General features: G+C 73.3%; 17 protein-coding genes. 9 read left to right on the top strand and 8 right to left on the bottom strand.

The features are described 5' to 3' along the window. Nucleotides 1-103 precede the first annotated feature (103 nt). The 5 genes from ACIRPH_RS18800 to ACIRPH_RS18780 all read left to right on the top strand — a co-directional run bounded on the left by ACIRPH_RS18800 (nt 104) and on the right by ACIRPH_RS18780 (nt 4,758). On the top strand, nt 104-1,120 hold the full coding sequence (locus ACIRPH_RS18800) for a sensor histidine kinase (protein ID WP_402915970.1): 1,017 nt from the start codon (nt 104-106) through the stop codon (nt 1,118-1,120). Beyond that, nucleotides 1,117-1,944, top strand: a complete 828-nt coding sequence (locus tag ACIRPH_RS18795; RefSeq protein WP_402915968.1) for a LytR/AlgR family response regulator transcription factor — start codon at nt 1,117-1,119, stop codon at nt 1,942-1,944. Before ACIRPH_RS18800 ends, ACIRPH_RS18795 begins: the two co-directional genes overlap by 4 nt. Beyond that, nucleotides 1,941-2,333, top strand: coding sequence for a hypothetical protein (locus ACIRPH_RS18790; RefSeq protein WP_402915966.1), 393 nt, complete (start codon nt 1,941-1,943; stop codon nt 2,331-2,333). The genes ACIRPH_RS18795 and ACIRPH_RS18790 overlap by 4 nt, the downstream gene beginning before the upstream one ends. Continuing rightward, nucleotides 2,330-3,982, top strand: a complete 1,653-nt coding sequence (locus ACIRPH_RS18785; RefSeq protein ID WP_402915964.1) for a cation acetate symporter — start codon at nt 2,330-2,332, stop codon at nt 3,980-3,982. Before ACIRPH_RS18790 ends, ACIRPH_RS18785 begins: the two co-directional genes overlap by 4 nt. 77 nt (nt 3,983-4,059) lie before the next feature. Then, a complete protein-coding gene (locus ACIRPH_RS18780; protein WP_402915962.1) occupies nt 4,060-4,758 on the top strand; it encodes a hypothetical protein in 699 nt (232 codons plus the stop codon). A gap of 355 nt (nt 4,759-5,113) precedes the next feature. Here ACIRPH_RS18780 and ACIRPH_RS18775 read toward each other — a convergent pair whose 3' ends face one another. From ACIRPH_RS18775 to ACIRPH_RS18760, 4 genes are all read right to left on the bottom strand, one after another. Continuing rightward, the gene (locus tag ACIRPH_RS18775; protein WP_402915960.1) at nt 5,114-5,887 is read right to left on the bottom strand and encodes a hypothetical protein; all 774 of its coding nucleotides are present in this window, start codon (nt 5,885-5,887) and stop codon (nt 5,114-5,116) included. Nucleotides 5,888-6,152: 265 nt separating this feature from the next. Next, complete coding sequence (locus ACIRPH_RS18770; protein ID WP_402915955.1) at nt 6,153-7,970, bottom strand: phosphoenolpyruvate carboxykinase (GTP); 1,818 nt, start codon at nt 7,968-7,970, stop codon at nt 6,153-6,155. A 643-nt stretch (nt 7,971-8,613) separates the two neighbouring features. Next, nucleotides 8,614-9,174, bottom strand: a complete 561-nt coding sequence (locus tag ACIRPH_RS18765; protein WP_402915950.1) for a hypothetical protein — start codon at nt 9,172-9,174, stop codon at nt 8,614-8,616. A 434-nt stretch (nt 9,175-9,608) separates the two neighbouring features. Beyond that, nucleotides 9,609-10,520 carry a universal stress protein gene (locus tag ACIRPH_RS18760; RefSeq protein WP_402915948.1) on the bottom strand — a complete coding sequence of 304 codons (912 nt, stop codon included), beginning with the start codon at nt 10,518-10,520 and terminating at the stop codon, nt 9,609-9,611. 223 nt (nt 10,521-10,743) lie between these two features. On the opposite strand from ACIRPH_RS18760, the gene ACIRPH_RS18755 reads away from it, so the two are divergent. Continuing rightward, the gene (locus tag ACIRPH_RS18755; protein ID WP_402915946.1) at nt 10,744-11,463 is read left to right on the top strand and encodes a DUF998 domain-containing protein; all 720 of its coding nucleotides are present in this window, start codon (nt 10,744-10,746) and stop codon (nt 11,461-11,463) included. On the opposite strand, the gene ACIRPH_RS18750 is transcribed toward ACIRPH_RS18755, so the two are convergent. Together ACIRPH_RS18750 and coaA are read right to left on the bottom strand one after the other, a co-directional pair. Then, complete coding sequence (locus ACIRPH_RS18750) at nt 11,453-13,612, bottom strand: HelD family protein (protein ID WP_402915945.1); 2,160 nt, start codon at nt 13,610-13,612, stop codon at nt 11,453-11,455. The genes ACIRPH_RS18755 and ACIRPH_RS18750 overlap by 11 nt on opposite strands. A 356-nt stretch (nt 13,613-13,968) precedes the next feature. After that, nucleotides 13,969-14,874 (bottom strand): type I pantothenate kinase, encoded by a 906-nt coding sequence (gene coaA / locus ACIRPH_RS18745; RefSeq protein WP_402916028.1) that lies wholly within the window; start codon nt 14,872-14,874, stop codon nt 13,969-13,971. 331 nt (nt 14,875-15,205) lie between these two features. On the opposite strand from coaA, the gene glmS reads away from it, so the two are divergent. Then, nucleotides 15,206-17,059 (top strand): glutamine--fructose-6-phosphate transaminase (isomerizing), encoded by a 1,854-nt coding sequence (gene glmS / locus ACIRPH_RS18740; protein ID WP_402915943.1) that lies wholly within the window; start codon nt 15,206-15,208, stop codon nt 17,057-17,059. A gap of 98 nt (nt 17,060-17,157) precedes the next feature. On the opposite strand, the gene ACIRPH_RS18735 is transcribed toward glmS, so the two are convergent. Both ACIRPH_RS18735 and ACIRPH_RS18730 read right to left on the bottom strand, forming a co-directional pair. Then, entirely contained in the window at nt 17,158-17,541 is a 384-nt protein-coding gene (locus ACIRPH_RS18735) for an STAS domain-containing protein (protein ID WP_402915941.1), read from the bottom strand. Nucleotides 17,542-17,690: 149 nt separating this feature from the next. Beyond that, nucleotides 17,691-18,239, bottom strand: a complete 549-nt coding sequence (locus tag ACIRPH_RS18730; protein ID WP_402915939.1) for an ATP-binding protein — start codon at nt 18,237-18,239, stop codon at nt 17,691-17,693. 300 nt (nt 18,240-18,539) lie between these two features. Here ACIRPH_RS18730 and ACIRPH_RS18725 point away from each other — a divergent pair, with 300 nt between their 5' ends. Next, complete coding sequence (locus tag ACIRPH_RS18725; protein WP_402915937.1) at nt 18,540-19,448, top strand: helix-turn-helix domain-containing protein; 909 nt, start codon at nt 18,540-18,542, stop codon at nt 19,446-19,448. A gap of 415 nt (nt 19,449-19,863) precedes the next feature. Beyond that, nucleotides 19,864-20,100 carry a DUF397 domain-containing protein gene (locus ACIRPH_RS18720; protein ID WP_267947976.1) on the top strand — a complete coding sequence of 79 codons (237 nt, stop codon included), beginning with the start codon at nt 19,864-19,866 and terminating at the stop codon, nt 20,098-20,100. The last annotated feature ends 139 nt before the right edge of the window (nt 20,101-20,239 follow it).

The raw sequence follows: 20,239 nt of genomic DNA, 5'->3' as shown, positions 1-20,239 counted from the left end.
TTTGCTGGGATATGGTCAGTCCGTGTCGTACCGGTGGCTGTCGCGGATGTCCCCCTCCCGACGGCGCCCTGCGCCGTCGGAGCGGCGGGCGGGCGTCGATCTGATGCGCCAGGTCCACGCCCTCTGCGTCGACCTCCAGGACGGGTTGCACGGGAGGGGCGTCTTCTCCGCCGCCCGGAGGCTGTCCCGGCTCCTCGCCGCCGACGGCGTCCTCCTCGCCGACCTCGACGGGCCGGTCGCCTCCCACGGCGCCCGGTTCGACCCCGGTGACGTGACGGGGCTGCTCGCCCAGGTCTTCGAGTACGGCGGCAACGCCCGCAGGCGCCTCCCCGAGGGGGCCTCCGTGTGCGCGGTCCCCCTGACGGTGGCCGACGAACTGGCGGGGGCCCTGGTCGTGTCCGGCCGCCCCGCGGAGGCCGACGTCGAGGCCGCCGCGGCGCTGGTGTCCGACGCCCTCGACCACGCGGCGCTGCGCCGCACCCGCGACCGGATCGCCGCCGCCGACCTGCGCACGCTCCGCGCCCAGATCTCCCCCCACTTCGTGCACAACGCCCTCGCGGTGATCGCCGCGCTGGTGCGCACCGACCCCGACCGGGCGCGCCACCTGCTGTCGGACTTCGCCGACTACCTGCGCTACGGCTTCTCCGAGAAGGGCGACTACGCGACCGTCTCGGACGAGCTGGAGGCGACCCAGACCTATCTCGAACTGCAGCGGGCCCGCTTCCACGACCGCCTGGACATCACCGTGCGCATGGCGCCCGAGGTGCTGCCCGTCGCGATCCCCTTCCTGGTGGTGCAGCCGATCGTGGAGAACGCGATCCGGCACGGGCTGGAGCGCAAGGAGGGCACGGGGCACATCAGCGTCTCCGGGTTCGGCGAGGGGCCGCTGTGCGTCATCGAGATCGAGGACGACGGGGTGGGCATGCACCCGGACCTGGCCCGCTCCCTGCTGGCGGGGACCGGGCCCGAGTCCCGCAGCGTCGGACTGGCCAACGTCGACCAGCGGCTGCGGGCCGTCTACGGACCCGAGTACGGTCTGGTGATCGAGACCGCGCTTGGGGAGGGGACGAAGGTGACCGTGCGGGTACCGAGGTTCACCCGGGGGGTGGTCGCCCAGTGAAGCCCGAGCTGCGGGTGCTGGTCGTCGAGGACGAGGCGTCCACCCGCCAGGAGATGGCGTCGCTGCTGGCCGACATGCCCGAGGTCGCCGAGGTCCACGCGGCCGACAACGGCGCCGCCGCCGTGCGGCTGCTGGGGACGACCGCGATCGACGCCGCGTTCCTCGACATCCTCATGCCCGGACTGAACGGCATGGACGTGGCGCGCGTGCTGAGCGTGCTGTCCGAACCGCCCTCCATCGTGTTCGTGACCGCCTCCGAGACCCACGCCGTGGAGGCGTTCGGCATCGGGGCCGTGGACTACCTGCTCAAACCGATCCGCCCCGAGCGCCTGGCCGAGGCCGTGGGCCGCATAGCCCAGCTGCGCCGGCCCGCCGGGGCCGCGCCCCCCGCGGAGGACCTGCACGTGGTGCAGATCGACACGGGGCGGCGCACGGTGTTCGTCAAACGCGACGACGTGCAGTTCGTGGAGGCCCAGGGCGACTACGTCCGCCTCCACACCTCCGACGGCACCCACCTCATCCGCCTCTCCCTGTCCTACCTGGAGGAGGTGTGGGAGTCGGCGGGGTTCGTCCGCGTCCACCGGGGGTTCCTCGTCGCCATCCCGTGGGTGCGGGACCTGCGGGTGACCTCCTCGTCCGGCCTGGTCGCCGGGACCCCCGCCGGCGACGTCCCCGTGAGCCGCCGCCACGGCCGCCACCTGCGGGCCCAGCTGCTGGAGGCGGCCCGGCGCGACCAGCTCGGCCGGTCGGCGAACGCGCAGGGCGCGGCGGCGCCGCGGTCCAGGGACGGTGAGCACGACCAGCCCCACCGGCAGGAGCCATGAGCCCGCGCCGTGAGAAGCTGACCAGCCCGCAGACCCGGATCGCGCTCGCCCGGGGCAACCGGCCCGCCCAGCACCTCCTGCCGATCCCCGGCCCGGTGGACACCGAGGCGGCGCGGAAGCTGTTCCACGCCCAGCGGCGGACCGCCGTGCGCACCGTGGCCCTGCTGACGGTCCTGCTGTTCGGGGTGAGCGGCGCCTTCGCCGCCTTCCCCGTGCTCGGCCACGTCCGGCTGGGCGGCGTGCCGCTGTCGTGGCTGCTCCTGGCCGCGGGGATCTATCCGCTGCTGTTCTGCCTGGCGCTGTGGCACGTCCGCTCCGCCGAGCGCATCGAGCGGCGTGCGGCACGGGAGGCGCCGAGGCGGGACGAGGACCGGGGGCGGGAGCGGTGACCTCCGTCCTGGCGATCGGCGTCGTCCTGGTGACGAGCCTGGTCATCGGCGTCTACGGGGTGCGCGCCGCCCGCTCGACCTCCGACTTCCTGGTGGCCTCCCGCCGCGTCTCCCCCAACTGGAACGCACTCGCGATCGCCGGGGAGTACCTGTCCGCCGCGTCCGTGCTGGGGCTCTCCGGCCTGCTGCTCAAGAACGGCCTGGGCACCATGTGGTACGCGGTCGGGTTCGCGGCGGGGTACGTGGCGGTCGTGGCGCTCGTGGCCGGGCCGATGCGCAGGTCGGGGGCGTTCACCGTGCCGGACTTCGCCGAGTACAGGCTGGGCGCGCCGCGGCTGCGCAAGCTGTGCGGGCTGGTCGTCCTGGTGATCATGCTGTTGTACCTGGTCCCCCAGTTCAAGGGGGCGGGAGCGGTGCTGAGCCTGGTCAGCGGAACGCCCTACTGGGTGGGCGTGCTGCTCGCGGGGGTGGTGGTGAGCGGATCGATCGCCGCGGGCGGCATGCGCTCGGCCACCTACGTGCAGGCCTTCCACTACGTCGTCAAACTCGCGTTCATCGCCGTCCCCGCGATCTACCTGGTGGTGCACGCCGGCCCGGGGACCCGGGCGGAGGCGCTCAACCCGGAGTGGGGCACGCACTTCCCGGAGACGACCCCGGTGGAGTTCACCGTGGACACCGACTTCGGCCTGGACGAGCCCGTGACGGTGACGACCCCCTCGGGCGACGTGGTGGAGCTCTCCGCGGGAGAGCACACGGTCGCTCAGGGCACCGAGTACGTCTTTCCCGAGGGCGCGACGATCCCGCACCCCGAGGGGCTCCCCGAGCTGGGCAGCGAGCGGTGGAGCACCCCGCTCCTGGACGTGGGGGGCTACCCCCTCTTCGAGACGTGGTCGACGCTGCTGGCGATCACGTTCGGCTGCATGGGCCTGCCGCACGTCATCATGCGCTTCCACACGAGCCCCACGGCGCGCACGGCGCGCCGGGTGGCGGTGGGCGTGATCGCCCTCCTCGGGCTGTTCTACCTGTTCCCGACGGTGTACGGCCTGCTCGGCCGGGTGCTCACCCCGCAGCTGGTCCTGCTCCAGGGGACCGACACGGTCGCGGTGGTGCTGCCCGCCCAGGCGGTGCCGGGGTCGGTGGGGACGGTGCTGACGGCCCTGGTCGCGGCGGGGGCCTTCGGCGCGTTCCTGTCCACCTCCTCGGGGCTCCTGCTGGCACTCGCGGGCGGGCTGTCGCACGACCTGTTCCAGGGGAGCGTGCCCAGGCTGCGGCTGGCCGTGGTGGTCGGCGCCTGCGTGGCGGTGCTGCTCGCCCTGCCCGCGCAGACGATCGACATCAACGTGCTCGTGGTGTGGGCGTTCACGGTGGCGGCGTCGACGTTCTGCCCACTGCTGGTGCTGGGGATCTGGTGGCGGCGGCTCACCCTGGCCGGGGCGGCGTCCGGGCTGGTCGTGGGGGCGGTGACGGCGACGGGCGCGATCGGCTGGTCGATCCTGTTCACGACCCCCGACGGGTGGGTGACGGTGCTCCTGGCCCAGCCCGCGGCGTGGACCATACCGCTGGCCTTCGGGACGATGGCGGCCGTGTCCGGGCTGACGCGTCCCCCCGACTGGGCCGAGCACGCGGTGCTGCGGCTGCACTCCCCCTGAACCCCCGGTTTCGTGGGCGGAGCCGGCGCCGACCCCGTACGATCACCGTATGACCTGATCGCGCCACGAGGAGTAACGTGTTTGCCTCCCGTCACGCCCTTCCCTCCCTGCTCGCGGCGAGCGCACTGCTGTTCGCCTGCGGCGCGTCCCCCTCCCTCGCGGGCGAGGAGGACCCCTCCGTGGACGTGGGCCCGTCGGGGGTGAGCGTGCGCGGCGGGGGCTCCTCGGTCGACGTCGGCCCGTCGGGGGTGGGCGTCAGCGCCCCCGGCGCCCTGGTGGAGGTCCGGGCGGGGTCCTACGTCCTGGTGTGCGCCAACGGCGTACGGGTGGTGGTCCACCACGGCGAGGCCCCCGCGTGCCCGCCCTCCGAGCCTCCCCCGCTCCCGCCCGGCCCCGAGCCGGAACCCGAGGTCCCCCCGGTCCCGGAGGAGCCCGAACGGCCGGAGGAGCCGCAGCCCCCGGAGGGGCCCGAGGAGGAGCCGCCCGGCGGGGCCGCGCCGCCCGGGGAGCCCGCCCCGGGGCCGCGGCAGCAGGAGCCCGGGGCGGCGGAGCCCTCCGGCGCGCCCGCCGCGGACCCGGCGGACCCACAGGACGAGCCCGAGGAGGTCGAGGAGGTCGAGGCCGCCCGCGAAGAGGCCCTCGCGGACACCTCCGCGGCCTCGGCCCAGGACTCCGGCGGCGCCTTCACACCCCTGCGGACCATGGTGATCGTGGCCGTCGTGGCGGTCGCCGCGGCAGCGGGCGGGGGCCGCGCCGCCGCGCGCACGTCCGCCTGAGCGGGCCGCCCCGGCGGGCGGGGGCGGCCCCGGGTCCGCGGCCTGCCGGCGTGCGGGAGACAGGGCCTGCCCCCAGGGGCAGGCCCGCTCCGGGGCGGGCCGACCGGAACCGTTGCCGGTGTGACGTGAGGGCCCCACCCCCGATGACCTTGTCCTTGTGGACGTTCTCGACGCCTTGGGGGCGAGTGGTTGTTGCGAGGAGGGCCTCGGCCGGGGTAGCCCGCCCCGGAGTCCGACGGGGACGCCCGTTCAACCCAGCAGCCACCCCGTCCGACCTCGCTACGGGTACAGGAGCACGGCGGGGGCGGGGGCAGCGGCGGGACGGCGGGCCCGGGAGCTCTCGGGGCCGGTACGGCTAGCGCGCGCCGATCGCGTCGTCGGCCAGGTCGAAGGCGGCCAGCGCCGCCTCGATCCCCTCGGGATCGTTGGCCAGGACCTCGGTGAACGGGGTGCCCAGGTAGAAGAGCAGCAGGGTCGTGGCGAACACGAACACGAGGTTCACCGACGCCCAGAAGTAGGCCACCTTCGCCCCCCGCTCGATCATGACGAACGGCAGGACCGCGAGGGCCACGGCGGAGACCGCCGCGATGACGAGCAGGATGGACGGGATCCCGTCCCCCGCCGCGTTGCCGCGCTCGATGCGCGCGTCGCTGAGGTTGGTGATCTCCTGTCGGGCGGTCAACCGGTCCAGGCCGTCCCCCGTGTCGGAGACCGACAGCACCCGGACCGACGCGGCCAGGACGGCGAGGGCGTCGTCGCCCTCGGCGCTCAGCTCCCCGTCCCGCTCCATCCGGGGCCAGTCCTCCTCCACGACGGTGGTCAGGTAGTGGCGCAGCTGGTCGCGCACGACCTCCGCCTCGTCCTGCGGGAACGCGGTGGTGCTCCAGTACAGCGCCTGGGCCGCGCCGGCCTCCGCGGCCACACCGTCCTCCGCCGCCGTGTAGTCCTCCCAGGCGATCACCACCCCCATGGCGGCCGCCACGAGGTACAGCGCGAGCGCGCAGGGGGCGATGACGACGCCGACGGCGCCGCCCGAGGACTCGTCGCTGACGCGGAACCTCCGGGCGGCGAGCACGGCGCCGCCCACCATGGCGAACAGGAGGAGAAGGACGAGGGCCAGGGTCATCATGGGTTTCCCAAGGGGGAGAGGGCGGGTCGGTACCCCATCGTTAGCACCGGTCCCCTCCCCGTTGCAGGGAAAAGAGAGAACGTCCCGGTATGTCCCCCGACGCCGTGACCAGCGCGGATCAGCGGCCCCGCCCCTCCCCGGGCAACGACGGCCTGGCCCCGCCGCCCGAGGAGAAGCGCTCCAGCACGCCGAGGGGGCGCGGGCGCCGCGGCGCCCGCGCCCCCTCGACCGCCGGCCCCGTGCGCGGAAGGGGCGGCTCGGACGCCTACCGGTCCAGTCGGGCCAGCAGGGCGTGGTACTCGTCCCAGAGCTCGCCGGGCAGGTGGTCGCCGAAGGTCTTGAAGAACTCGGGCACCAGGGCGGCCTCCTGCCTCCACACGTCGCGGTCGACGGAGAGCAGGAACTCCAGGTCCCGGTCGGACAGGTCCAGGCCCTCGGTGTCGATGCCGTCGGCGGTCGGCAGGTAGCCGATCGGGGTCTCGACGGCCTCGGCCGTGCCCTCCAGGCGCTCGAAGATCCACTTGACGACACGGCTGTTCTCGCCGAAGCCGGGCCACACGAAGCGGCCGTCGGCGTCCTTGCGGAACCAGTTCACGTAGAAGATCCTCGGCAGCCCGGCCGGGTCGGCGGTCGCGCCGACCTTCAGCCAGTGGGCGAAGTAGTCGCCCATGTTGTAGCCGCAGAAGGGCAGCATGGCGAACGGGTCGCGGCGCAGCTCGCCGACCTTGCCCTCGGCCGCCGCGGTCTTCTCGGAGGAGACGTTGGCGCCCAGGTACACGCCGTGCTGCCAGTCGAAGGACTCGCTGACCAGCGGCACGGCGGTGGCGCGGCGGCCGCCGAAGAGGATGGCCGAGATCGGCACGCCGGCCGGGTCCTCCCACTCGTCGGCGATGGTCGGGGCCTGGCCCGCCGGGGTGGTGAAGCGGGAGTTCGGGTGGGCCGCGGGCTCGGCGGAGTCCGGGGTCCAGGGACGGCCCTTCCAGTCGGTCAGGTTGGCGGGCGCCTCCTCGGTGAGGCCCTCCCACCACACGTCGCCGTCGTCGGTCAGGGCGACGTTCGTGAAGATGCTGTTGCCCCACAGCGTGTCGATGGCGTTGGCGTTGGTCTTCGCGCCGGTGCCGGGCGCGACGCCGAAGAAGCCGGCCTCGGGGTTGATGGCGCGCAGCCGGCCCTGGGCGTCGAAGCGCATCCAGGCGATGTCGTCGCCGACGGTCTCGACCTTCCAGCCGGGGATGGTCGGCTGGAGCATGGCGAGGTTGGTCTTGCCGCAGGCGCTCGGGAAGGCGGCGGCGACGTAGTGCGAGGCGCCCTCGGGCGAGGTGACCTTGAGGATCAGCATGTGCTCGGCGAGCCAGCCCTCGTCGCGGGCCATCACCGAGGCGATGCGCAGCGCGTAGCACTTCTTGCCGAGCAGGGCGTTGCCGCCGTAGCCGGAGCCGTAGGACCAGATCTCGCGGGTCTCGGGGAAGTGCGAGATGTACTTGGTGGAGTTGCAGGGCCAGGCGACGTCCTCCTGGCCGGGCTCCAGCGGTGCGCCGACGGAGTGGACGGCCTTGACGAACTCGCCGCGCTCCTCGATGAGGCGCAGGGCGGCCGAGCCCATGCGGGCCATGATGCGCATGGAGACGACGACGTACGGGGAGTCGGTGATCTCGACGCCGAGCTGGGAGATGTCGCCGCCCAGCGGGCCCATGCAGAAGGGCACGACGTACATGGTGCGGCCGCGCATGGCGCCCGCGAAGACCTCGCCGAAGGTGGCGCGCATCTCGTCGGGGGCGATCCAGTTGTTGGTCGGGCCCGCGTCCTGCTCGCGCTCGGAGCAGATGTAGGTACGGTCCTCGACCCGGGCGACGTCGCTGGGGTCGGAGGTGCAGTAGAAGCTGTTGGGGCGTTTCTCGGGGTTCAGGCGCGTGAAGGTGCCCTGCTCGACCAGCTGGTCGGTCAGGCGGGTCCACTCCTCGTCGGAACCGTCGCACCACACGACCTCGTCCGGCTGGGTGAGCTCCGCGATCTCGCGGACCCAGGTGACGAGTTCCTCGTGCTTGGTCGGGGCGGCGCCCACGTCGATACCCACGGCAGTCACAGCGGCTCCTCTACGAAAGTCGAGATCCCTCGCATCATGAACGACGACCCCCCGCAGTGACCAATTGGTATAGGCCAATGGTCTACAGCGGTGATGCGGAGGGGTCGGTTTCCACTGCACAGCAAGGGATTCGGGTGGTCCACCCGGGCGCGGGAAACCTCGCGTTCGCTCCCCGTTCCGACACAGCTGGGAGCCGGTTTCCCCTGTCGGGAGGGCGACCGCCCCCTCGATCCCGACACACCGTGCTGTTCGTCACATACCGGCCTCCGGGCGCCGGGGCCGCCACTAGACCTGTGGCGCGGGCTCCCCGGGGCTCCCCACGGGTCCGCCCACGTGGGCGCGCACGGACCGCCGCGCGGGGCGGGTCCGCGCCGGACGCGGACGGGAGGGCCGGGCGGCGGAAGACGCCGTCCTGGCGGACGCGGGGCGGACGCGCAGGCGCCGGGGGCGGGGGGCGACGGGGGCGGCCGGGGATCACCGCGGGGCGCACAGGGGGCGGCGCTTCCCGTGCCCGGGGATCACCGCGGGGCGCGCGGACGCCGGGGCGGTCAGCCCCGGGGCCGCTGCGGCTCGGCGCGGGGCGGGCGCACGGGCTCCGGGCGCGGGGAGCGGGGAGCGGGGGCGGCCGGGAGGCGCGGGGCGGTCAGCCCTGGGGGGCCGCGGCGGGGATGGTGATCGTCCCGCCGTAGACGTCCAGCGCGAACCAGGCGCCGTCGGCGCCCTGGCCGTTGGCCTCACCCGGCGCGGCGTCGCCCGTGTAGGTGTAGAGCGGCCACTCGGCGTAGGTGACCTGGGGCGCCCCGTCCACCCGGGGGACCGCCGCGACCAGCTCGGGGCGCACGCCCTCGGCGGTCATCGGGACCGCCTCGGTCCCGGCGGCGGTGCGCAGGGGCTCCCACAGGGCGGCGCACTCCTCGACGCAGGTGGGGCCGGCCCCCTCGTCCTCGGTGAACAGGTAGAGCGTATTGCCCTCGCCGTCGGTGAGCAGGAGGCCGAGCACGGGGTGGTCGGCGGCGGACAGGGTGGCCTGGCCGTCGACCAGCGCCGCCCTCTGCTCCTCCGACTCGGTCGCCTCGGGGGCGTCGGTCGCCGCAACGGGCCCGGTCGGCTCGTCCGAGCCGGTTCCGGCACCGGTTCCGCAACCGGTGAGCAGCCACGACACGGCCATTCCGGCGGCGAGGACGCCCTTCGCGGAACCGTTCACGCATTCCCCCGTCGATTCTCGACTTCTCTGCTGTTCGGCGCGACCACTGCAAGTGGAAAGAGTATGGACGACGCGGCCCTTGTCCCGCGAGTAAAATAGGACGCCTTTTCCCAGGCTCTCCGCTGAACTGCGGCTTCACGCGAAAAAACCTGCGCCCCGTGCGCGGCCCCGGCGGGCGGGATCCCCCGGCGCCACGGGCACGGCGGCGGATCCGGCCCCGCGGGCGCGGCACTGCCCCGCCGGTTCCGCGCCCCGCGCGAACCACCCGGACTCCCCATTCGTCCGACCTCCGGCGCATCCGCGGAATAGGGGTGTCGCGTATTCGGCCGCCGGAAATCCCTTCACCGGCGCGGACCGCCGAGAACGCCTTTACGAGACCCGGCGCGCGCCCTTTCCGAAGGGCCGCGGCCCGGCGCGCGTCCGCCCCCCGGGAGTCACCGCAGGATCGCGACCGGACCGCGTGCGCCGTGCAGGACGGAGTGGCTCACCGACCCGAGCAGCAGCCCCCGGAACCCCCCGCGCCCGCGCGACCCCACTACGATGAGGTCGGCGGGCGTGGCCTCCTCCAGGAGGGCCACCACCGGGTGCGCGCGCACGACCCTGGTGCCCACCGCCACGCCCGGGTGGTGCAGGCGGGCGTCCGCCAACTCGTCCTCCAGGGCCTGGCGGGCCGCCTCCGCGGCGGTCGCGTCGTCGAACAGCTCCGGCGGGATCGGACCGGTGGCGGCGGCGAACGCCACCAGGGGCTGCCAGGCGCTCACCGCGACCAGTTCGGCCCCGGCGAACTCCGCCTGCCCGAAGGCGAAGCGCGCCGCCCTCCTGCTGGGCTCGGAACCGTCGACGCCGACGATCACCCGGCCGCGCACCCCGTGCGCCGCGGCGTGGTCGCGGGGCAGCACCACCACGGGGACGGGCGAGCGGGCGGCCAGTTCGATGCCCACGGAACCGACGAACGCGGCGACGATCCCGCTCAGGCCGCGCGACCCCACGACCACGGCGACGGCGCCCTCCGCGGCCGCCTCCGCCAACAGCGCCTCCACCGGGCGCGCGTACGACAGGCGGGTCTCCACGCGGAGTTCGGGGAAGAGCCGGCCGACCCAGTCGCCGGCGTACCCCAGCAGCTTCTCGGTGTTCTGCGTGTCGGTCTCGTCGGGGGGCTCCGCCCGATCGGACCGCCCGTGCCCGCCGAACACGCCCACCGGGGCCACCGGCCCGGCGGCGGCGACGATCCGCAGGCCGAGACCCCGCAGCGCCGCCTGGTGCGCCGACCACTCCAGCGCGTGGCGGCTGGACTCCGTGCCGTCGACCCCCACGATCACCCATCGCGTCGTGGATGCGCCGTCCATGCGTGCGCCCTTCTCGTCGGTCGTCCCGTATCCCGCGTGTCCGCCGGTGTCCCCCGATGATGCCGGGTGAACACTCAACCGCGGATAACGGTGCCGCCGCGAGTTGGGTGACGTCGGGTCCCGAAAAGCGTAGGGTCCCAGGACAGCGGTGTTTCGACGGCGACCTCGCCGGTGTGTCCCGCCCGGGGGGACGGGTGGGGCATCCGTGAGAGCAGGAGGCACGATGCCACACTCCGGGCAGCTGCACTGGGACTCCAGGGACGGCAGGGTCGCCGCGGTCGCGGCCGCCGTCGCCTACAGCCTGTGGACGCTGGAGGTCGTCCTCCCCGGCGGCGGAACGGCCGCCCAGGGCGCGCTGGCGGACCCGGACGCGACCTTCGGCCGCTTCCTGGACAGCGCGCACCGCGTGGCCGCCATCCTGGTGGTCGTCGCCGCCGCGCTGGGGCTGGCGCTGGGAGCCCGGGAGACCGTCCCGTGGCTCACGGTCTCGTGGTGGTCCATGGCCGTGTTCGGCGCGGCTTCGCTGGTGGCGGCGGTGCTGCCCGGGCGGTGTGTGGTGGCCACCGACGCGGCGTGCGCGGCGGAGTCGCTGGCGGAGGGTGCGGGCGGCACGACCGCCGTCCAGGGCGTGTTCGCCTCGATCGCGATCCTCGCCGCCCTGGCCGGGGTGGCGACGCTGGCGGTGGACCGGTACCGGACCGGGGACCGGTGGTGGCCGCTCGTCGCGGTCGTGGCGGTGCTCCAGGCGGCGGCGGCCGTCGCCGTCCTGGTCCTGGCCGTCCGGGTGTACGCGGCGGCGACCGGGGACGGCCCCGGCGCCGCTCCCGGCCTGCTGGAGCGCGCCCACCTGGTGACGGTCGCGCTGTGGCTGCTCGCCGCGGGGCTCCTGCCCGGCCCGTGGCGGCGCGCCGGGGCCGCACGGCCCGCGGACCTCAGCCCGTGACGGCGTCGCGCAGCGCCTCCGGCAGGGGGCGCTCGTGCACCACGTGCAGTGCGCTGACCGCCCGGGTGAGCACCACGTAGAGCCGGTTCACGCCCCGTTCCTCCGCTTCGACCACCGCGGCGGGCTCGGCGACCACGACGGCGTCGAACTCCAGACCCTTGGCGAGGGACGCGGGCACGGCCACCAGGCGGCTCGCGTCCGGCCCGGCGCCGCCCTCCCCGAGCAGCGGTACGGACAGCCCCTCGGCTTCGAGGTCCGCCCTCAGGGCGGCGAGGCCGGCGTCGGCGGCGATGAGGCCGACGGAGCCCTCCCCCTCCAGCGCGGCGCGGCACGCGTCCGCCACGGCCGCCGCCAGTCCTCCGGCCGCCGGGGTGACACGGAGCGACCCGGGCGAGCGGCGCACCGCCACCGGGGCGCCGAGCCCGGGGGCGATGGCGGGCAGGAGCCGGGCCGCGAAGTCGATGATCTGGGCGGGGACGCGGTACCCCCGGTCCAGGACCCTGAGGTGGCCGGTGGGCTTGCCGAGGTGTTCCAGGAGCGTGGACCAGTTCGCGGCGGCCGAGGGGCTGGTGCCCTGGGCGATGTCGCCGAGGACCGTCAGCGAGCCCGAGACGCACCGGCGGCCCACGGCGCGGCACTGCATCGGGCTCAGGTCCTGGGCCTCGTCCACCACGATGTGGCCGAGGCCGGCGGGGCGCCCGATCAGGGCCGCGGCCTCGTCGAGGAGCGCCAGGTCCTCCTCCGACCAGCGGGCGGTACGGGGGCCGCGGGGCCGCCCCGGCAGGAGGACGGCGGCCTGCTCCTCCGGGCTCAGGAGGCCGTCGGCGGCACGGGCGAGCCGTTCGGGGTCGGTGAGCAGGCCGAGCACGAGCTTGAGCGGGTCGGCCTTGGGCCACATGGCGGTGACCGCGGACCGCACGGCCGGATCACGGCGCACCTGCGCGTGGGTGCGGTCGTCGCACGCCTCGCCCTCGCCCTCCATGAGGGTCAGGACGGCGTGGGCGATGCGGTGGGAGAGGAGTTCCCGCCCGGAGCCGTAGGCGACGCCCCGCTCGGCGAGCTCGCCCAGGAGCGGGCTCAGGTCCTCCGGGTAGAGGCGCCAGCGGCGCGAACCGCGGCGGACCACGACGGCCTCCTCCGGGGTGCGCAGGTGGGACCACAGGTCGCGGCGCAGGACCTCGGCCATGCTTGCCTGGCCCTTGATCCGGGCGGCGGCGGGCTCCTCGACCCGTCCGACCCACCCGGCCGCGGGGCGGGAGCGTTCGGGCAGGTCGCGGGTGAGCAGCTCGGTGACGGTGGTCTGGTGGACGTCGACCTCGCCGAGGGCGGGCAGGACGTCGTGGATGTAGGAGAGGAAGGAGCGGTTGGGCCCGATGACGGCCACGCCGCTGCGGGACAGCCGTTCGCGCTCCGTGTAGAGGAGGAAGGCGATGCGGTGCAGGCCCACCGCGGTCTTGCCGGTGCCGGGCGCCCCCTGGACGCACAGGGTGGTGCCGAGCGGCGCGCGGACGAGGTCGTCCTGCTCGGGCTGGATGGTGGCGACGATGTCGCGCATGGGGCCGGTGCGGGGGCGTTCGATCTCCGCGTTCAGGAGCTCGCCCCCGCCCTGCCCGGTCTCGGGCGGGGCGCCGGCCAGCGTCTCGTCCTCGAAGGCGGTGAGCAGCGCCTCGGGCTCGGCGTCCGGCCCCGGGGTGACGGTGGTGAAGCCGTAGCGGCGCCGGACCCGGACGGACATCCGGTCCTGGGGCGAGGCCCGGTAGTAGGCGACGCAGATCGGGGCGCGCCAGTCCAGGACCATGGGGCGCCCGGCCTTGTCGTGGATGTGGCGGCGGCCGATCTGGACGCGGTCCGCGTCGGCGGAGCCGTCCGGGGCGGGGGCGTCGTCGAAGAAGACGGTGCCGGGGTCGAAGTCGAGGCGGCCGAAGAAGAGGGGGGCGCCCGGCACCTCGGCCAGGGCGGCGAGCCGCCGCTCGCGGCCGCGCCGGAGGGCCGCGTTGGTGACCTTGTCGTTGACGACGTCGCCCAGCACGAGTTCGCTGCCGGCGACCTCCTCGCGCATCCGCCGCAGGGCTTCGCGGGCGGCGGTGAGCCGGTCGCGTTCGGCCTGGAGCGCGTCGTTCGCGGGCACGGAGGGATCGGTGGTGGTCATACGAAGACCTCGGAGGGTTCGGCGGGACGGTGGCGCGGCGACGCGCGTGCGCTGGTCCCGCCCCGGTTCCCGCGAGGGGCCCGGTTCGTTCCGATCCTTGAGAGCGCACGGCACCCGGTGAAGGGGCGCGGCCGAAAAGAGAGACCACACTAACCCGCCGTCCGGCCCCGGCCAAACCGGCCTCCCGGCGCCCGCACTCGCCCCGGGCCGGCGCGGCCGGCCCGCGAGGGGCGCGCCGGCCCCCTGCGGGAGGAGCCGAGCCGCGAGCGGGGAACGAGCGACAGGCGAAAACGACGACGAAGGCCCCTGGCTACCGGCGCCCCGAGGCCGCGCAGCGAACCCGTGAGCTCGCCGAATTACGTCTTGCGCAGCCGCACCCGCCGGACGCGGTGGTCGTCCCCCTTGTAGAGGATGAGGGTGGCGCGTCCCCGCGTCGGGCGGATGTTCTCGACGAGGTTGACCTCGTTGATGGTGCGCCAGGTGTTGGCGGCGAACTCCAGGGCCTCCTCCTCGCGGATGGTGGTGGCCATGTGGTGGAAGTAGGAGCGGGGGTCGGAGAACGCGGTCCGGCGCAGTTCGCGGAAGCGGTCGAGGTACCAGTTGCGGATGTTCTCGACCTTGGCGTCGACGTAGATGGAGTAGTCGAAGAAGTCGGCGACGGCCAGCCGTCCCGCGGTGGCGGGCTGGAGGACGTTGATGCCCTCGACGATGAGGATGTCGGGGCGGTGCACGGACTGCCGTTCGCCCGGGACGATGTCGTAGTTCAGGTGGGAGTAGACGGGGATGTCGATGCGGTCGGCCCCGGCCTTCATCTCCGACACGAAGCGCACGAGCGCGCGGCGGTCGTAGCTCTCCGGGAATCCCTTGCGCCGCATGAGCCCCCGCGACTCCAGGGCGGAGTTGGGGTACAGGAAGTTGTCGGTGCTGACCAGTTCCACGTTCGGGTGGTTGGGCCACTGCGCGAGGAGGGAGCGCAGGAGCCGCGCCGTGGTGGACTTGCCCACGGCGACGCTGCCCGCGACGCCGATGATGAACGGCGCCGGGCGGTCCGTCTCGCCGAGGAAGGCGCGGACGGCGGCGTGCCGCTGCTGGGTCGCGCCCACGTAGAGGTTCAGCAGTCGCGACATCGGCAGGTAGACGTCCCGCACGTCCTCCAGGGAGGTGGGGTCGGTGGTACCGCGGAGCTCTGCCAGGTCGGCCTCGGTCAGGGAGAGGGGCGTGGAGGCCCGCAGGGCCGCCCAGGCCGCCCGGTCCAGCTCCACGTACGGTGAGGAGAGGCCGTTCTTCGTCGTGTGGGACACGAATGACCACCCTAGACGAGGAGGTCGTCCGGATTCGGCAGCCGGTCCCCAGTAGTCCCGAACCGGGGTGGAACGTGCCCGAAACCACACGTTCACGGTGGTGTCTCCCAAGGTTTTTCAGCGGGTCGCGAGTCGGGGGAAATCGGTTCCACTCTGCGCGCCCGCATGCCCCCCACCTGCGCGGTATGGCCCCCATGCACCAAATGGTCTATACCGCCACCTGCGAAAACAACCAGTGGTATGGGTAGGTGGTTGGTCGATCCGGCGTCCTTTTTCGCCTACGCTGGCGGCCATGTGCGGAATCGTTGGCTACGTCGGGCCGCAACCGGCGCTTCAGGTCGTCGTGGACGGCCTCGCAAGGTTGGAGTACCGCGGATATGACTCCGCGGGTGTGGCGGTGCTGGGCGACGGCGCCCTGCGCACGGAGAAGCGCGCGGGCAAGCTCGCCAACCTGCGCCGGGCCCTGGAGGAGCGGCCGATCTCCGGCGAGGGGGCCGGTATCGGGCACACGCGTTGGGCCACCCACGGTGCCCCGAACGACGTCAACGCCCACCCCCACGTGGACAACGGCGGACGTGTCGCGATCGTCCACAACGGCATCATCGAGAACTTCGCGGCGCTCCGCCTGGAGCTGGAGGAGCAGGGCTGCAAGTTCCTCTCCGAGACCGACACGGAGGTGACCGCGCACCTGCTCAGCACCGAGCTGGCCGAGCGCGGCGACGGGGACCTGCCCGCGGCCATGCGCGCCGTGTGCAAGCGGCTGGAGGGCGCCTTCACCCTGGTCGCGACGTCCGTGGACGACCCCGACCTGGTGGTGGCGGCCCGTCGCAACTCGCCGCTGGTCGTCGGCCGCGGCGTGGGGGAGAACTTCCTGGCGAGCGACGTGGCCGCGTTCATCGCGCACACCCGCGAGGCGGTCGAGCTGGGCCAGGACCAGGTGGTCGAGCTGCGGCCCGACTCCGTGGTCGTCACCGACTACGAGGGCAACCCCGTCGAGGTCCGCGAGTACCACGTCGACTGGGACGCGTCCGCCGCCGAGAAGGGCGGCTACGACTACTTCATGCTCAAGGAGATCGTCGAGCAGCCGCGCGCGGTGGCCGACACGCTCCTGGGCCGGCTGTCGGTCGACGGGCTGCTGACCCTGGACGAGATGCGCCTGACCCCGGAGGACCTGCGCTCCGTCGAGAAGATCGTCATCATCGCCTGCGGGACCTCGTACCACGCGGGCCTGATCGCCAAGTACGCCATCGAGCACTGGTGCCGCATCCCGTGCGAGGTCGAGGTGGCCAGCGAGTTCCGCTACCGGGACCCGATCCTGGACCAGCAGACCCTGGTCATCGCGATCTCCCAGTCCGGCGAGAGCATGGACACCCTGATGGCGGTCCGCTACGCCCGCGAGCAGCGCGCCCGCGTGCTGGCGATCTGCAACGTGAACGGTTCGACGATCCCCCGCGAGTCCGACGGCGTCCTGTACACGCACGCGGGCCCCGAGGTCGGGGTGGCCGCCACCAAGACCTTCATGACCCAGCTGATCGCCTGCTACCTCGTCGGCCTGTACCTGGCCCAGGTGCGCGGGCTGAAGTTCGGCGACGAGATCACGGCGGTCATCGCCCAGCTCGCCACGATGCCGGAGCAGGTCGACAAGGTCCTGAAGACGGTGGAGCCGGTCCGCGAGCTGGCCCGCTCGCTCTCCGACGCCGACACGGTGCTGTTCCTGGGCCGCCACGTGGGCTACCCGGTGGCGATGGAGGGCGCGCTCAAGCTCAAGGAGCTGGCGTACATGCACGCCGAGGCGTTCGCGGCCGGGGAGCTGAAGCACGGCCCGATCGCGCTGATCGAGGACGGCCTGCCGGTCGTCGTCGTGGTGCCCTCCCCGAAGGGCCGCAGCGTGCTGCACGACAAGATCGTGTCGAACATCCAGGAGGTGCGCGCCCGCGGCGCCCGCACCATCGTGATCGCCGAGGAGGGCGACGAGGCGGTGCGCCCGTACTCGGACGTGCTCATCGAGATCCCGGCGGTGCCGACCCTGCTCCAGCCGGTCGTCTCGACGATCCCGATGCAGGTGTTCGCGTGCGAGCTGGCCCTGGCCAAGGGCAACGACGTGGACCAGCCGCGCAACCTGGCCAAGAGCGTCACGGTCGAGTAGGGGAGGACATCCCCCCGGGGGGCGCTTCCGGCACGGCCGCCGGGGGCGCCCCCTCGGCGTGCGGCGGCCGGCCGCCGGAGCCCGCCGAGGGGGCCGGTTCAGCGCAGGGCGCCGGGCGGGTGTCCGTGACGGGGCGCGGCGTGGGAGGCGACCGCCGCCGCGACGCCGTCGTGGGTCGCCAGGACGTCGCGCAGGCCCAGGACGTCGAGGATCCGCGAGAGCTGGCGGGTGGGCCCGGCCAGGAGGAGGTGGTGCTGGACCTTCGTGGCTCCGCGCAGCGCGCGGACGAGCATGTTGACGCCGGAGGCGTCGATGAACTCCACCGCGGACAGGTCCACGACGACGCAGCCGTCCGCCGTGGCCGCGGTGATCCGGGCGAGCGCCCTCTCCGCGGTGGCGATGTCGATCTCACCGGTCAGTCCGACGACGGTGGTGGTCCCGTCGCAGAGGAACTGGTCCTGTTCCGTGTCCAGCACGGCCACGCCTCGCTCCCGGGATGGGGTGTGGGAAAGTCCTGTCACGACGCGGTCGGTCAAATACCGACATGCGTTGACAGCCTACTCTTCCCGGGCGGCTCCGCCGCGTCGTCCACAGCTCCCGAGGCACCGCGGTCGCGCGGTTCCGGGGTGTGTCAGCCCTCGCCGCCGCACACGGCCCAGACGACCTTGCCGCCGCGGCCGAGCGGGTTCCAGCCCCATTCGCGGCTGAACGCGGCGACCAGTCCGAGGCCGCGGCCGGACTCGGCGAAGTGGTGCGCGTCCATCTTGACCGGCGCCTTCGCGCTCTCGTCGGCGACCATGCACAGGACCCCGCCGCGCCGGCCCAGGCGGCGCAGTTCGACCACCACCGGAACGCCCGCGGGGTCCCCGTCCCCCGTCACGGCGTGGCGGCAGGAGTTGCCGACGAGCTCGGAGACGATCAGCCGAACGTCCTCCTGCACGTCCTCGACGCCCCACTCCTCCAGGACGGACGCGGCGAAGCCGCGTGCCCGGCGGACCGAGCCGGGGACGGAGCCGAACGCCCTGGCGGCGCCCTCCTGGGACCGGGAGGCCTGGCCGACGGCGAGGCGGCACGGCGGGTGGTTCCACCAGGACGGGAGGTCGTCCGACGCCTCCGCGAGGGAGGGACGACTCCAGGACGGCCCGGAGTCCAGCTCCGAGGACACCAGCTCTGCGTTCATCACGGTCCTCACGAGGGTGATGGCGGGTTCGCGCGGACTTGTCTGACGCGACCCCCTGTGGCTTACATCTGTAAGACACGGATGCACGTGCAGTTCAACGTCCGGGCAAGACTATAGGACGAACGACCCTTATTGGTAGATCCTCGTCAAAGAATTCCCACACGGGTACGCGCGTTTACTCCAGGCCCAGAAGCGGTGCTTAGGCCACGAACCAATCCCTCCTCGCCCCTGTCCGCAACCTCGGGCGCGTGGGTATACTGAGCGGTCGCTACGGGCCAAAGCCGCTACACAGGAGGCGATGTGGTCGCCGATCACGCAACGAATCTCCAGGTCACTCAAGATTTTCTGGCCAATTCCAGTGGTGGCCCCACCGTCCTCCGCATTCTCCTCGGAACCCAGCTCCGGCGGCTCCGCCAGGAGAAGGGCATTTCGCGGCACGACGCCGGATACGCCATCCGGGCCTCCCACGCCAAGATCAGCCGCATGGAGCTCGGCCAGGTCAGCTTCAAGCGCCGGGACGTGGACGACCTCCTCAAGCTCTACGGGGTGGACGACCCCCAGCAGCGCGAGGCCCTCCTCGGCCTGATCTCCAGCGCCAACGCCCAGGGCTGGTGGCACAAGTACGGCGACGTGCTGCCCCAGTGGTTCGGCGTCTACGTCGGCCTGGAGGAGTCCGCCTCGATCATCCGCACCTACGAGGTCCAGTTCGTCCCGGGACTGCTCCAGAGCGAGGACTACGCCCGCTCGGTCATCCGGCTGTCCCGGACGGCCACCTCCGACGAGGACGTCGACAGCCGGGTGATGATGCGCATGCACCGCCAGCGCAGATTCGTGGAGCCCCAGGCCCCACGCCTGTGGGCCGTGATCGACGAGGCCGTCCTGCACCGCCCCTACGGCGACGCCGAGGTGATGCGCGGTCAGGTCGAGCACCTGATCGAGATGGCCCGGCGCCCCAACATCACCATCCAGATCGCCACTTTCGCGATGGGCGGGCACCCCGCCGCGGGCGGCCCGTTCAGCATCCTGCGGTTCCCCACCCCGCAGCTGCCCGACGTGGTCTACCTGGAGCAGCTGAGCAGCGCCCTGTACTTCGACAAGTACGAGGACACCAACCGCTACTCCCAGACGATGGACCACCTCGCCACCCAGGCACCGCCGCCCACCGCCACCGAGGAGATCCTCCGCGGCTTCCTGGGGCGCTACTCCTGACCCCGCCTCCCCGCCCCCTCCGCCGCACGCCCGGTCGCTCTCAGCGCCCGGGCGTTCGCTTTGCGCACCCGGAGCGGGTTCCCGGTTGTCCGGCTTCGGCCACGAGTGGAGAACGATCCGGCCCCGGCGAACCGCACGCCTCTCCCCCACGTGAGGTGTGACGTGCGGTTTCGGATCCGAATCACCCGCCGTCCTTGCATAGGTACTTACGGACGTAATCACCAATGCACGTGCATGAGCTACGCTCTGACTCGCACCGGGACGAAACAACCCACCACGGGACGGTTCGCCCCTTCACGGGGCGTCCCACCCTCAAGGCGGACCCGGTGGCGAGACACGACGGGCGCGGTGAAGGATCTACCGCGTGTGGACAGATCCCCGCTCACGAGTCCCCCCGAAGTTCCAGGAGGTTGAGATGCATCCGATCTACAACGGCGTTCCCGCGAGCCGGCTGCCCAAGGTCGTCTGGACCAAGAGCAGCTGGAGCAATCCGGACGGGAACTGCGTCGAGGTCGCCGCGCTCCCGGACGGGGACATCGCCGTGCGCAACTCCCGCGACCCCCAGGGGCCGGCGCTCGTGTACACCCCCGCCGAGATCGAGGCCTTCGTCCGCGGCGCCAAGACCGGTGACTTCGACGCCCTCCTGAGGTGACGCCGCCCCGGAGGGCCGCGGTCCCCTCGCCGCACCGCTGACCTCCCCCGCCCCACCCCCGGTCCCCCGCGACCGCCCCACCGAGACCAGCCCCGGAAGACGTCCGCGCCGATGGCCCCCGTGACCACCCCGGTTCACG

It is taken from the genome of Nocardiopsis sp. NPDC101807 (genome assembly GCF_044766605.1).
Lineage (GTDB): Bacteria > Actinomycetota > Actinomycetes > Streptosporangiales > Streptosporangiaceae > Nocardiopsis > Nocardiopsis tropica.
This window is presented reverse-complemented; position numbering and strand designations above follow the sequence as displayed.